Below are 13,526 nucleotides of genomic sequence, written 5' to 3'. Positions count from 1 at the left end.
TCCGGAAAAGCGGATCCCGGTTTTCCGAAAAGATCATGCTCAATGAATAAGGACAACGGTTGGGGCACAAACCCGGCAATGCCCCGTCCGTCGGAGGGCCCCAGCGCAAGCTGGGGCCCTTACTTTTTGTGCCATCCCGAAACCGAAGACGCTGTCTCGCTGGCCGCAACCTATGCGGCGAAAACCCTGCCGCGCAGCGATGGTTAATCGCGTCTTAACCTCGCCCCACCTATGGTGATGTGATCAAATCCTGCGCGATCCCGGATCAATCTTGAGGGATCGAAGGACCCTAAAGTGCTGGCGTTTCTCGAATGGCCATAACCGCTTCTTCCCGCTCGGCGGCCGCTGCCGGCGCCCAAGATGGCGCTCAGGTCAGCGAGCGCTCCCCCTTTGCCCGGCTGACCGACCTTCTGAGCCCCTATGAGCCCAGTAAGCCATTGATAAACCTGTCACTTGGGGAGCCGCAGCATCCCGTGCCGGGCTTTGTCGCGCCGGTGCTGGCCAAACATATCAACGAATTCGGCCGCTACCCGGCCGCAAAAGGCACCGAGCCTTTCCGGCAAACCGCCGCCGCCTGGGCCACCAGGCGCTTCGACCTTACGAGGACGCTCGATCCAGAAACCGAGATTCTGGTGCTCAACGGCAGCCGCGAGGGGCTGTTTTTTGCAGCGATCGCCGCCGCCCGTTATGTCGGCCAGCGCAACGGTCCGCCCGCGATCTTGATGCCCAACCCGTTCTACCCGGCCTACGCAGCAGGCGCGCGCGCCGCCGGATGCGAGGCGGTGTTCCTCCCGACCACGCGCGACAACGGCTTTCTGCCCGATCTGGATTCGCTGAGCGCCGAAATCCTCGACCGCACCGTTGCGTTCTATCTGGCATCGCCAGCGAATCCGCAGGGCGCTGTCGCATCGCGCGGTTACTTCGATCGCGTGAAACAGCTCGCCGACCGTCACGGCTTCGTCGTGCTCAGCGACGAATGCTATTCCGAAATCTACACGGGCGAAGCACCGGGAAGCATGCTGGCCTCCGCCGGGAATGACTTCGCCAACGTGGTCGCATTTCAGTCGCTGTCGAAGCGCTCGAACCTGCCGGGCATGCGCGTCGGCTTTGTCGCCGGCGACAGGAAGTTTCTCGCGCGCTTTCATGAACTGCGCAATGTCGCGGCACCTCAGGTGCCGATCCCGTTGCAGCACGTGGCTGTCGTCGCCTACGGCGATGAAACCCATGTCGAAGAGAATCGCAGGCTCTACCGGATCAAGTTCGATCTTGCCGACCAGATTCTCGGCGACCGCTTCGGCTATCGGCGACCAGCGGGTGGATTTTGCATCTGGCTCGACGTTTCCGAACATGGCGGCGATGAAGCCGCCACGGTGAAGCTTTTCAGGGACGGCGGTGTGCGCGTCGTTCCCGGCAGCTATCTGGCGCGTCCGCAATCCGACAACAGCAACCCGGGCACCGGATACATCCGCGTTGCCATGGTGCAGGACAGTGAAACAACGGCTGAGGCGTTGCACCGTATGGTCGACGTTTTGAATGAAGCTCGGGGCTAGAAATATGCCAGCGATCGAACGCGTCATCCCCATCGTCGGCCAGATCTCGGACCCGTTGCGCGAAATGCTGGCGCGCCGCCTGCGCGAACTGACTGGCCTCGGTGTCATCGCCCTGTCGTGCGTTGTTGCCGCCGCCCTCATGACGTGGTCGGTGCAGGACCCAAGCCTCAGCCACGCAACATCCGGCACCATCCGCAACCTGATGGGCCGCCCCGGCGCCATCGGCTCCGACCTGCTGATGCAGATCTTCGGCCTCGGTGCGATCATGCTGATCCTGCCGGTTGCAGTGTGGGGCTGGCGGCTGATGACCCATCGCCTCTTCGACCGCGAAGCCTTGCGGATTGCATGCTGGATTCTGTGCGCGGTAATTGCCGCCGGATTTGCCAGCTGCCTGCCACGCAGCGGCGCATGGCCGTTACCCACCGGCCTTGGTGGCGTCGTCGGCGATGCGCTGGTGCGTTTTCCGGCCGTCGTGTTCGGCCCGCCGGGCGTGATCTATCGCACCGTATTGGGTATAATCCTGTTCGCGGCGATGATCGGAAGCTTCGCCTTCGCATGCGGCGCGGGCGCAAAGGAAAAGATCGTCGAACGCACCCGGCCGCCGATGATCGAGGAGGACGATTTCGAAGAGGACGACCGCCGCTCGATTTCGCTCGGATGGCTGGTCCACGCTGCCATGAGCGCAAAAGCGCGCGTCGTTCGCATGGTCTCAGCGCTCTTCGCAATGATGGTCGGACGCACGGATTCGCAACGTACGCGCTCGTTTGAGCGCATGGAGCCGAACCTTGGCGGCGACCGGCGCTCGCCCTCGCTGGTGCCGCAGGCCGAGGATGACTACGAAGACGAGGAGGAAGAAGAGGAAGACGACGAGGAGGAAGAGGAGCCCGCCGCCCGCGCGCCGCGCAAGCGCGCTGAGCCAAAATCCTCCAGTCGCAAGGGCGTGTTCGTGCTGCCGCCGATCTCGGTGCTGGCCGCACCCAAGGCTTCGGATCGCTTCACGCAGAGCAAGGAAGAGCTTGAAACCAATTCGCGCGCACTGGAAGGCGTGCTGCAGGACTTCGGCGTGCGCGGCGAAATCGCCAAGGCCAATCCCGGTCCCGTCGTCACGCTGTACGAACTCGAACCTGCACCGGGTATCAAGTCATCGCGCGTGATTGGCCTTGCCGACGACATCGCTCGCTCGATGAGCGCGATCTCGGCTCGCGTCGCGGTGGTCGCCGGCCGCAACGCCATCGGCATCGAGTTGCCAAATGCGAAGCGCGAGAAGGTTTATCTGCGCGAGTTGCTCACGACCAAGGAAGGCATGGAGAGCAACGCCAAGCTGCCGCTGTGTCTCGGCAAGACCATCGGCGGTGACCCGGTCATTATCGATCTGGCTCGTACGCCGCACATGCTGATCGCGGGCACCACCGGTTCCGGCAAATCAGTCGCCATCAACACCATGATCCTGTCGCTGGTGTATCGCCTGCGTCCGGATCAGTGCCGCCTGATCATGGTCGATCCGAAGATGCTCGAACTGTCGGTCTATGACGGCATTCCGCATCTTCTGACGCCTGTCGTCACCGATCCGAAGAAAGCCGTCGTCGCACTGAAGTGGGCCGTGCGCGAGATGGAACAGCGCTACAAGAGCATGTCGAAACTCGGTGTGCGCAACATCGACGGCTACAATGCCCGCGTTGCCGAGGCCAAGGCCAAGGGCGAAGAGCTGACCCGCACCGTTCATACCGGCTTCGACAAAGAAACCGGCAGGGCGATCTACGAGGAAGAGAAACTCGAACTCGAGCCGTTGCCCTTTATCGTCATCATCGTGGACGAAATGGCCGACCTGATGATGGTTGCCGGCAAGGATATTGAAGGCGCGGTGCAGCGTCTCGCGCAGATGGCGCGCGCCGCCGGCCTGCACGTGATCCTCGCCACGCAGCGTCCGTCGGTGGACGTCATCACCGGCACCATCAAGGCAAACTTCCCGACCCGCATCTCCTTCCAGGTGACATCGAAGATCGACAGCCGCACCATCCTGGGCGAGATGGGCGCCGAGCAGCTGCTCGGTCAGGGCGACATGCTGTACATGGCCGGCGGCGGCCGCATCAGCCGCGTCCACGGCCCGTTCGTGTCGGACGAGGAAGTCGAAAAGATCGTCCGCCACCTGAAATCGCAGGGTCAGCCGGAGTACCTCGAAGCTGTCACGGCGGAAGAAGAAACCGACGAGGACGGCAACGCCGTGTTCGATGGCACCAGCATGGGCGCCAACGGCGGCGAAGGTGACCTGTTCTCGCAGGCTGTGGCGATTGTGAAGCGTGACCGCAAGGCCTCGACCAGTTACATCCAGCGTCGGCTTCAGATCGGTTACAACCGCGCCGCCACCTTGATGGAGCGGATGGAACTTGAAGGCATCGTTGGACAGGCCAACCACGCCGGCAAGCGCGAGATTCTGGTAGCCGAGGAAGATGAACGATTTGGCTAAAACCACGCTGTTCGCAGCCGCGAAATCGCCATAGCTTGGGGCTAGGCCCCAGCGGAAAGCTCACAAGACATCCGACAGGACGGACCGTTGAGAAAACTCCATCGCAATCAGCCGTTCTGCCGCAACCCGCTCTCCGCGCATGCCTTTATCGCCATGAAATGGCCCGCGGCCGCATTGGCCACGGTCATCGCCGCGGCGCTCATGATGCCGCCGGCCTCTGCTCAGGCCGTCCCCGTTCCAAAGCCGGCGCCGAAACGCACGGATACACCCAAGCAGGCGCTGCCCTCGCCGGTGATTCCGGCCCCGTCCGCCGCCGCGCCACCGACACCGATCATTCCGGATTTGCGCAGCCTGTTCGGCGGCAGCACACCAAACTTCGATGCCAATCAGAAGGCGCTCGCCGGAAAGGTCAGCACTTATCTCTCCTTACTCGTGAACGTCTCCGGCAACTTCGTGCAGGTCGGTCCGGACGGTAAACGCACGACCGGCGATTTTTATATCCAGAAGCCCGGCAAGATCCGCTTCGAATACGACGATCCGTCGCCGATCGCGCTTGTCGCGGATGGATCGTCCGTGATCGTGCGCGATCGCAGGCTCGCGACTCAGGATGTTTATCCACTATCGCAGACGCCATTGCGCTATCTCCTGTCCGACCGCATCGACCTGATGCGTGACACCAATGTTGTGGGCGTCGCCTCCGACGACATGTTCATCAGCGTGACCATCGAGGAAAAGCAGCCGCTGGTTGGGACCAGCCGTCTGATGCTGATGATCGGCGCCAAGGACAATCAGCTCAAGCAGTGGACCGTGACCGATCCGCAAGGGTACGACACCACCGTAGCGGTCTATAATCTCGACACCACCAAGAAGCTCGATCCCGGCATGTTCAGGATCGATTACACCAATTACCAGAACCCGAACAACTAACAGTCATTGCAGACGACGGTCTGGAGCAGACAAGCAAAACCGGCTAACGGTCTTGCCTGATCGTCCTCATTGCCCGTTGTCATGCGCCTCACCCTCACCACCTGGAACATCAATTCGGTGCGCCTGCGCATCGACCTCGTTGCGAAGTTCATCAAGGCCGTGCGGCCTGATGTGCTCTGCCTTCAGGAAACGAAATGCATCGATGACGCTTTTCCGCTGAAGCGCTTCAAGCAACTTGGCTACGAGCACGTCGCGCTCAATGGCCAGAAGGGCTACCACGGCGTCGCCATCGTCTCGAAAATTCCGTTCGAGTCGAGCGACGTGCGCACGTTCTGCGGCAAGATCGATTCACGGCATATTTCGGTGGCGTTCGGGGAGAAGGCGCAGATCGCCGAGCCGCTGGTCGTACATAACTTCTACGTGCCCGCAGGCGGCGATATTCCCGACCCCGCACTCAATCCGAAATTCGAGCACAAGCTCTCGTTCCTTGACGAGATGCGGGATTGCGAACCGCTGCATCCGAAGGCTAGCGAGCGGCACATCCTGGTGGGCGACCTCAACGTCGCGCCCCACGAACACGACGTGTGGTCGCACAAGCAGCTTTTGAAGATCGTGTCGCATACCCCGGTCGAGTGCGACAAACTGCTCGCCGTACAGACCCATGGCGACTGGATCGACGTCGCACGGCAGCGGATTCCGCTGTCCGAGAAGGTCTACACGTGGTGGAGTTATCGCTCCGCCGACTGGAGCGCCGCCAACAAGGGCCGCCGGCTCGATCATATCTGGGTCTCGAAAGCGCTCGGCGGGAGCGTTCAGGACTTTAGGATCACTAAGGAGGCCCGCGGCTGGGAGCGGCCGTCGGATCATGTGCCGGTGACAGCGGTTCTCGACGTTTGAAACTTGTAGCCGCCGGTCGCGAGAACTATCGCAACGTCGCGGACACGCGGGTCATGGCGCCGATGGCGGCACTGGAGCGAGCCGCGAAATCATCGCGCAATCGCCGCGCCGCCTCCGGATGACTTTCAAGCACGCGCTGAAACAGACTACGTGAAATACGCAGCACCGATGATTGCTCAAGCGCAACCGCTGTCGCTGGCCGCGCCATCGCGACCACGAGCGCAAGCTCACCGATCAGCACGTTCTCACCCGCAACGGCTTCCTGGCCATCATCGGACGCAACACGAAATGCGCCGCGCCGGACAATGAAACCGGAATCCGCTGGCTCGCCCTGTACGAACAGCTTTTCGCCAAATCCGTAGTCGCGCTGCTCGGCGCCGATCGCAAGCACCTGCAAAGCCGCAGCACCCAACAAACTCAATGTCGGGACGCGCGCGAACAGGGCGATGTCATCTTCAATGGCCATAGAGCGCCGCGCTTAAGCGCCGGGTGATTCGGCTCATGGCACCAGCTTATAGCCCCCGGACTCAGTCACAAGAATTTCGGGGTTTGCGGCGTCCTTCTCCACCTTCTGGCGCAAGCGATAGATATGGGTTTCCAGGGTGTGGGTGGTGACGCCCGAATTGTAGCCCCAGACCTCCTGAAGCAGCGTTTCACGCGACACCGGCAATTGCCCGGCGCGATACAGAAAGCGCAGGATCGCGGTTTCCTTTTCGGTGAGCCGGACCTTCTTGGCGTTGGCGCCGGTCAGCATTTTCGAGCCGGGGCGGAAGCTGTAGGGGCCGACCGAAAACACCGCATCTTCGCTGGCTTCGTGCTGGCGCAACTGTGCGCGGATGCGGGCCAGCAGCACCGCAAAGCGGAACGGCTTTGCCACATAGTCGTTCGCGCCGGATTCGAGGCCGAGGATGGTGTCCGAATCGGTGTCGTGTCCGGTCAGCATGATGATCGGCGACTTGAACCCGCCCTTGCGCAGGCTGCGCACCACTTCGCGGCCGTCCGTATCGGGCAGGCCGACATCCATCAGCACGAGATCGGGCGAATTGCTCTTGGCCGCAAGTGCACCTTTTGCGCCGGTATCGACCGCGGATGCCTCGAATTCCTCGTGAAGCGACAGTTGTTCCACCAGGGCATCGCGCAGATCGGTATCGTCATCCACGATCAGGATCTTGCGGGCGTTGGCCATTACATCCAGTCCTTTAAATTTTGGCTTGTAAAAGAGGACTTTGAGAGTGATCCCGAAGGGGCATATCTCAAAGAGCCTCGGCGAAATAGAGCATTTGCAGGCGAAAGCGCAAGCTGGGTTTGTACGCAGTCATCGGAAGCAATTATGGGAAATCTAGGCTTTCCAAGGGCTTATCAAACACCGTTGCGTGATCGGCCGCTGGCGGCCATCGCGATCCATGCCGCTGCCGGCCGCCCGACCCAAGGCTGGCTGGTCGCTGGAGCGCATGTGCTACCGGTCGCGCTTGGGCGCGGCGGAATCAAGGCGAACAAGTTCGAAGGCGACGGCAGCACCCCGCGAGGCACCTTCCGGCCGGTCCGGTTATGGTGGCGAGCCGACCGGCACCCACGGCCACGAACGCATTTGCCGATCCGGTCCATCGGGCCGACGGACGCCTGGTCGGAAGACCCGACTGACCGGCATTACAATCAGGCCGTGACGCGCGCGCCGGGTGACGGCGGCGACCGGCTGACGCGGGACGATCACCTCTACGATTTCATCGTCGAGATCGACCACAACACCCGTCCCCGCATTGCCGGACGCGGCAGCGCCGTCTTCCTGCATCTCGCCCGCGAGAAATTTTCGCCGACCGCGGGCTGCGTCGGACTGACCCGAGGCGCGATGTTGCGGCTGCTGGCGCGGATCGGGCCGAGGACGAAGATCGTCATCGGCTAGTGCCGGCAAATCAGCGATGACCGAAAATCGCCGAGCCGACGCGAACATGCGTCGCGCCGAGTTGAATCGCGGTCTCGAAATCGGCGCTCATGCCCATCGACAGCAATGTCAGTCCGTTGCGCGCGGCGATTTTTGCGGTGAGCGCGAAGTGTGCCGCGGGCGGATCGCCGACCGGCGGAATGCACATCAGTCCGGAGACCTGCAAGCCATAGACATCACGGCAGCTTGCGATGAATGCATCGGCATCCGCCGGTGCAATTCCCGCTTTCTGTGGCTCTTCGCCGGTGTTGAGCTGAACGAACAGCTGTGGATGCCGATCTTGCTTAACGATCTCTTTCGCCAGCGTTTCGCAGAGACTGGCGCGGTCCACAGAGTGAATGGCATCGAACAGCGCCACGGCCTCCTTGGCCTTGTTCGACTGCAGCGGCCCGATCAGGTGAAGTGCGAGGCCTTGGTGCTTCGCCATCAGGGCCGGCCACTTGGACTTTGCTTCCTGCACACGATTTTCACCAAACACGCGCTGGCCCGCGTGAATCACCGGCTCGATAGCATCACCGTTGAATGTCTTCGACACCGCAACAAGTGTTACCGAGGCGCGCTCGCGGCGAGCGTCGCGGCACGCGCGCGAAATCTCGCGCTCTACAGCGGCCAAGCCGTTTGGTGAATTGGATATTACCGGCGGCACGTTATCCACAGCCATCGATGCAAACCTGCGTTAAAAATTAGGGATCATTCGATTTTTATCGAATTCAAGAAAGGGTCTTTGAACCCTTTTTTGTAGGGTTGGCGTGGGGCAAGGGAATACCGATGTCAATCGCCAGCTTCGGCCGCAAAACGTCAAAACTCAAGGCGCTTATCGGGATTCGCGCGCGTCTCGTGATTCTGGCATTGATTCTCGTCGTTCCGCTGATGCTGGATCGCGTTCGGGTGCTCGAGGATACACGCTCCAGACAGGTCGCACAGGCTGCAACCGAGCTATCGGAGCTTGCAAAACATACCGCCGACGCGCAGCGCGAAATCATTTCGACGGTCCAGGCCGTCGTGAAATCCTCAGCCTATATCTACGCCGCTGCAGCTCAACAGGGCCGCGGTTGCGCGGTCATGCGCGCAAGTCTCCGTGTTGATTTGCCCTGGATCAGAAACATTTCGATCATTGGCCCGGAGGGCAAGATCGATTGTTCGACAAAGACGGATATCGTCGGGTTCGACCTCAGCGATCGCGACTATGTCCGCAAGGCGCGCGAGCTTCATGAATTCGTCCTCAGCGATTACATCCAGAGCCGCATCACCGCTCTTCCGACGCTGATCGCAGCCTATCCGGTCTCCGCCGTGAACGGCGGGCAGGAGTCCGTGGTGATCGCGGCAATTGACCTGAAATGGATGTCGCAGCTTCTGACCAACCGAGGCGGGCGCTCCGGCGTGTCGGTTGTTCTCGTCGACGGAACAGGAACGATTTTGGCCTCTCCGCCCGAGAGCGCGAACCTGATCGGGCAAAAGCTCAAGGACACTTCGCTCCTCGAAGCCGTCACGTTGCGTGAAATCAATCTCGATCGCGAATACGGATCAATCTCCTTCGAATCCGCCGATGGCGAGCGGAAAGCCGTGTCGTTCGCCCGCGTCACCGGCACACGCGCCCGCATGATCGTCAGCATCAACCAGTCCGTCCTGCTGGGTGACATCAATCGCGATATTGTAAACGCCTATATTCAGCTTGGCCTGGTCGGACTCATGACATTGCTGGGCGCATGGTTCGCCGGCGAGCGTCTCATCATGCGGCCCGTCCGCATGATGACCGACATGGCCCACCGGCTGGGCCGCGGTGAATTGTCAGCGAGGGCATCCAATGCGACGTTGCCGTCTGAGTTCGTACCGCTCGCAAAGGCGTTCGACGCGATGGCGTCGCAACTGTCCGAGCGCGAACGCGCGATGGCCGCTGCCAACGACCGGCTGACCGTCATTGCGTCGCTCGATCTTGTGTCCGGTCTGGCCAACCGCCGCGGGTTCCAGAGCCGGCTCGAATTCGAGTGGATGAAGGCGCTGCAGTCCGACGGACGGCTTTCGGTGCTGATGATCGACGTCGATCACTTCAAATTGTTCAACGACACTTACGGTCATCCGGAAGGCGACATCTGCCTCAAGCGGGTCGGCGAGGTGCTGGCGGCGATCGCCAATTCATGCAGCGGCTTCGCGGCCCGTTACGGCGGTGAGGAATTCTGCCTGTTGCTGCCCAGCAGCGACCCCACACATGCCATGCAGGTCGGCGAGCAGGTGCGCGCGACGGTGGAAGGTCTCGCGATTCCGCACCTCACCAGTCCTGGCCAGACCGTTACCGTCAGTGTCGGCGTCGCCACCATCGCGCCGGGCCACGCCCAGCCCCAGGATGACCTGATCGAGGCCGCGGACGCCGCGCTTTATGCGGCCAAACGCCGGGGCAGGAACGCGGTCGTCGAGCACGGCCTGATCCGGTCTGCTGACCAGCCGGTTTCGCTGGCCGGCTAGGCGGCGCGGGCTATATTTGCGCCTAAAGCGTTGACCCGTCGCGGTCTTTTGTGGCTAGTCTGCCGCCTCCTTGTCCCCTTTGGCAGACGACCGATCCGATGACGACCGAACGCTATAACGCCCGCGAATCCGAACCGCGGTGGCAGAAGCTCTGGGATGAGCGCGCCATCTTCGCGACGCGCAACGACGACCCCAGGCCGAAATATTATGTGCTCGAGATGTTCCCCTATCCGTCGGGGCGCATCCACATGGGTCACGTTCGCAACTACACCATGGGCGACGTGGTCGCGCGCTACATGCGCGCCAAAGGCTATAACGTGCTGCATCCGATGGGATGGGATGCTTTCGGTCTGCCGGCGGAGAACGCCGCGATCGAACGCAAGGTCGCTCCGAAAGCGTGGACCTACGACAACATCGCCGCGATGAAAAAGCAGCTCCAGACCATGGGGCTGTCGCTCGACTGGTCGCGCGAATTTGCGACATGCGATCCGAGCTACTACAAACATCAGCAGAAGATGTTTCTTGATTTCATGAAGGCCGGACTGGCCGAGCGCGAAAAGCGCAAGATCAACTGGGACCCGGTCGATATGACCGTGCTCGCCAACGAGCAGGTGATCGACGGGCGCGGCTGGCGCTCCGGCGCTGTGGTCGAACAGCGCGAGATGAACCAGTGGGTCTTCAAGATCACAAAGTACTCGCAGGAACTGCTCGACGCGCTGGATACGCTGGACCGCTGGCCGGACAAGGTGCGGCTGATGCAGCGCAACTGGATCGGCAGGTCCGAGGGCATGCTGATTCGCTTTGCTCTTGATCAGGCAAGCGCACCGACCGGCGAAAGCGAACTCAGGGTTTTCACGACGCGTCCCGATACGCTGTTCGGCGCCAAGTTCATGGCGATCGCGGCCGATCATCCGCTGGCGCAGGCGGCAGCGCTGAAAAATCCGAAGCTCGCCGAATTCATCGCCGAGACGAAGCGTCAGGGCACCGCGCAGGAAATCATCGATACCGCCGAGAAACAGGGCTTCGACACCGGCATCAAGGCGATCCATCCGTTCGATCCGGACTGGAAGCTGCCGGTCTATGTCGCCAACTTCGTTCTGATGGAATACGGCACCGGCGCGATCTTTGGCTGCCCCGCGCACGATCAGCGCGACCTCGACTTCGTCAACAAATACAATCTCGGCAACACGCCCGTCGTGTGTCCCGAAAGTCAGGATCCGAAGACGTTTGTCATTACGGACGCCGCCTATGACGGCGAAGGGCGCATGATCAATTCACGCTTCCTCGACGGCATGACCATCGAAGCAGCGAAGGAAGAGGTCGCGAAGCGCCTCGAAAGCACGACACGCGGCAACGCGCCTGTCGGCGAGCGACAGGTCAACTTCCGCCTGCGCGACTGGGGTATTTCACGGCAACGCTACTGGGGTTGCCCGATCCCCGTTATCCATTGCCCGAAATGCGATGTCGTGCCGGTACCGGACTCGGATCTGCCGGTGGTGCTGCCGGAGGATGTGACGTTCGACAAGCCGGGCAACGCCCTCGACCATCATCCGACCTGGAAGCACGTCGCCTGCCCGCAATGCGGCGGCAAGGCTACGCGCGAAACTGACACGATGGATACGTTCGTCGATTCGTCGTGGTACTTCGCGCGCTTCACCGACCCGTGGAACGAGAACGCGCCAACGACACCTGCTGTGGCCAACCACATGATGCCGGTTGATCAGTATATCGGCGGCGTCGAACACGCGATCCTGCATCTTTTGTATTCGCGCTTCTTCACCCGCGCGATGAGGGCGACGGGACATGTCGGCATGGACGAGCCGTTCGCCGGCATGTTCACGCAGGGCATGGTGGTGCACGAAACCTACAAAAAACAGGACGGCACCTTCGCTTCACCTGCGGAGATCAACATCGAAACCGTCGGCGACAAGCGACGCGCGACATTGCTGACGACAAAAGAGTCCGTCGAGATCGGCCCGATCGAAAAGATGTCGAAGTCGAAGCGCAACACTGTCGATCCCGACGACATCATCGGCGCCTATGGCGCCGACACCGCGCGCTGGTTCATGCTGTCCGACTCGCCGCCCGACCGCGACGTGATCTGGAGCGAGGAAGGCGTTCAGGGCGCAAGCCGCTTCGTGCAGCGGGTCTGGCGGCTGGTGAACACCGCAGCTCGGCATTTGCCGAAACCCGGCACCCCCGCGGACAACGACGGTTCCGAGGAGGCGCTGGCGCTGCGCCGCATCGCTCACCGCACTCTTGCGGATATCTCGACCTCGATCGAGCGGCTGCGCTTCAACACCGCGATTGCCAAGCTCTATGCCTTTGTGGGGGCGCTGGCCGATGTCGTCGATGGACCAGCGAAATTGCTGGAAGCCAGCCCGGCTGTCGCAACTGCGGCCCGGGAGGCGTTCGACATCCTGGCCCGGTTGATCTCGCCCATGATGCCGCATCTGGCCGAGCAGTGCTGGCAGGTGCTGGGGCATTCGGGGCTGGTTTCCGAGGCGGAATGGCCTAAAATCGAGCCCAAACTGCTGGTCGACGACACAATTGCGCTGCCGGTGCAGGTTAATGGCAAGAAGCGCGCGGATGTCACGGTGGCCCGAAATGCTTCCAACGAGGAAATTGAGGCTGCCGTTTTGGCACTCGATGCAGTAAAATCGGCCTTGGACGGGAAATCTCCCCGAAAAGTCATCGTCGTTCCGCAGAGGATCGTGAATGTCGTGGTTTGATACGCGCATCGCAGCCCGGCTCGTGGCCGTGGCTGCCCTTGCGGCCCTGACGGCCGGATGCTTCCAGCCGATGTATGGCGAGCGCAGCGCAAGCGGCGGATCGGCGTTACGGGAAAAACTGCAGGGCGTCGAGGTTCCTCCGCTCAACCTGCCCAACGGTTCGCGCGAGGCGCGGCTTGGCGTCGAGATCCGCAATTCGCTGATGTTCAGCATGTACGGCAGCGCTGTCGGTGGCCCTCAGACCCACCGCCTCCTGATGCGCGTCAGCACATCGCGGCTATCGATCATTGTCGACCCCATCACTGCGCGGCCCGACATCGAGAACTACGGTATCGATGTGACTTACGAACTGAAGGACAACGCCACCGACAAGACGGTGCTGACCGGAACGACGTTCTCGCGCGTGTCCTATGACATTCCGGGTCAGCAGCAGCGCTTCGCCCGCTCACGCGGATTGCGCGATGCCGAGGATCGTGCCGCCAAGGTGATCGCCGACAACATCAGCCAGCGGCTTGCATCGTTTTTCGTCGCCGGCACCTGATCGACAATCGAGATAA

Annotated in this window: 11 protein-coding genes; 8 read left to right on the top strand and 3 right to left on the bottom strand. The window is 61.6% G+C overall.

Going from position 1 to position 13,526, the window contains the following annotated elements:
- The first annotated feature begins 311 nt into the window (after positions 1-311).
- From BN32_RS16555 to BN32_RS16540, 4 genes are all read left to right on the top strand, one after another.
- The gene (locus tag BN32_RS16555; RefSeq protein ID WP_040426607.1) at positions 312-1,550 is read left to right on the top strand and encodes an aminotransferase class I/II-fold pyridoxal phosphate-dependent enzyme; all 1,239 of its coding nucleotides are present in this window, start codon (positions 312-314) and stop codon (positions 1,548-1,550) included.
- A gap of 4 nt (positions 1,551-1,554) precedes the next feature.
- Positions 1,555-4,014 (top strand): DNA translocase FtsK 4TM domain-containing protein, encoded by a 2,460-nt coding sequence (locus tag BN32_RS16550; protein WP_019199232.1) that lies wholly within the window; start codon positions 1,555-1,557, stop codon positions 4,012-4,014.
- 87 nt (positions 4,015-4,101) lie between these two features.
- Positions 4,102-4,941, top strand: coding sequence for an outer membrane lipoprotein carrier protein LolA (locus tag BN32_RS16545; RefSeq protein WP_019199233.1), 840 nt, complete (start codon positions 4,102-4,104; stop codon positions 4,939-4,941).
- 81 nt (positions 4,942-5,022) lie between these two features.
- The gene (locus tag BN32_RS16540; protein WP_019199234.1) at positions 5,023-5,838 is read left to right on the top strand and encodes an exodeoxyribonuclease III; all 816 of its coding nucleotides are present in this window, start codon (positions 5,023-5,025) and stop codon (positions 5,836-5,838) included.
- 25 nt (positions 5,839-5,863) lie between these two features.
- Here BN32_RS16540 and BN32_RS16535 read toward each other — a convergent pair whose 3' ends face one another.
- Together BN32_RS16535 and BN32_RS16530 are read right to left on the bottom strand one after the other, a co-directional pair.
- Entirely contained in the window at positions 5,864-6,304 is a 441-nt protein-coding gene (locus BN32_RS16535; protein ID WP_019199235.1) for a cyclic nucleotide-binding domain-containing protein, read from the bottom strand.
- Positions 6,305-6,337: 33 nt separating this feature from the next.
- Positions 6,338-7,024, bottom strand: a complete 687-nt coding sequence (locus BN32_RS16530; protein WP_019199236.1) for a response regulator transcription factor — start codon at positions 7,022-7,024, stop codon at positions 6,338-6,340.
- 144 nt (positions 7,025-7,168) lie between these two features.
- On the opposite strand from BN32_RS16530, the gene BN32_RS16525 reads away from it, so the two are divergent.
- On the top strand, positions 7,169-7,738 hold the full coding sequence (locus BN32_RS16525) for a L,D-transpeptidase family protein (RefSeq protein WP_051488524.1): 570 nt from the start codon (positions 7,169-7,171) through the stop codon (positions 7,736-7,738).
- A 10-nt stretch (positions 7,739-7,748) separates the two neighbouring features.
- Here the strand turns inward: BN32_RS16525 and BN32_RS16520 are convergent, their stop codons facing one another.
- Positions 7,749-8,438 (bottom strand): YggS family pyridoxal phosphate-dependent enzyme, encoded by a 690-nt coding sequence (locus BN32_RS16520; protein WP_040426606.1) that lies wholly within the window; start codon positions 8,436-8,438, stop codon positions 7,749-7,751.
- Positions 8,439-8,545: 107 nt separating this feature from the next.
- Between BN32_RS16520 and BN32_RS16515 the strand changes: the two genes are divergently transcribed.
- The 3 genes from BN32_RS16515 to BN32_RS16505 all read left to right on the top strand — a co-directional run bounded on the left by BN32_RS16515 (position 8,546) and on the right by BN32_RS16505 (position 13,510).
- Entirely contained in the window at positions 8,546-10,237 is a 1,692-nt protein-coding gene (locus BN32_RS16515; RefSeq protein ID WP_019199239.1) for a diguanylate cyclase domain-containing protein, read from the top strand.
- A gap of 98 nt (positions 10,238-10,335) precedes the next feature.
- Positions 10,336-12,969: a leucine--tRNA ligase gene (gene leuS, locus BN32_RS16510; protein WP_019199240.1), complete on the top strand. Its 2,634-nt coding sequence runs from the start codon at positions 10,336-10,338 to the stop codon at positions 12,967-12,969.
- Positions 12,956-13,510, top strand: coding sequence for an LPS assembly lipoprotein LptE (locus BN32_RS16505; protein ID WP_019199241.1), 555 nt, complete (start codon positions 12,956-12,958; stop codon positions 13,508-13,510). The genes leuS and BN32_RS16505 overlap by 14 nt, the downstream gene beginning before the upstream one ends.
- The last annotated feature ends 16 nt before the right edge of the window (positions 13,511-13,526 follow it).

The sequence above is a fragment of the Afipia birgiae 34632 genome (assembly GCF_000308295.2).
Taxonomy (GTDB): Bacteria; Pseudomonadota; Alphaproteobacteria; order Rhizobiales; family Xanthobacteraceae; genus Afipia; species Afipia birgiae.
Note: the sequence above shows the minus strand (reverse complement) of the source record. Positions and strands in the feature narration are given on the sequence as shown.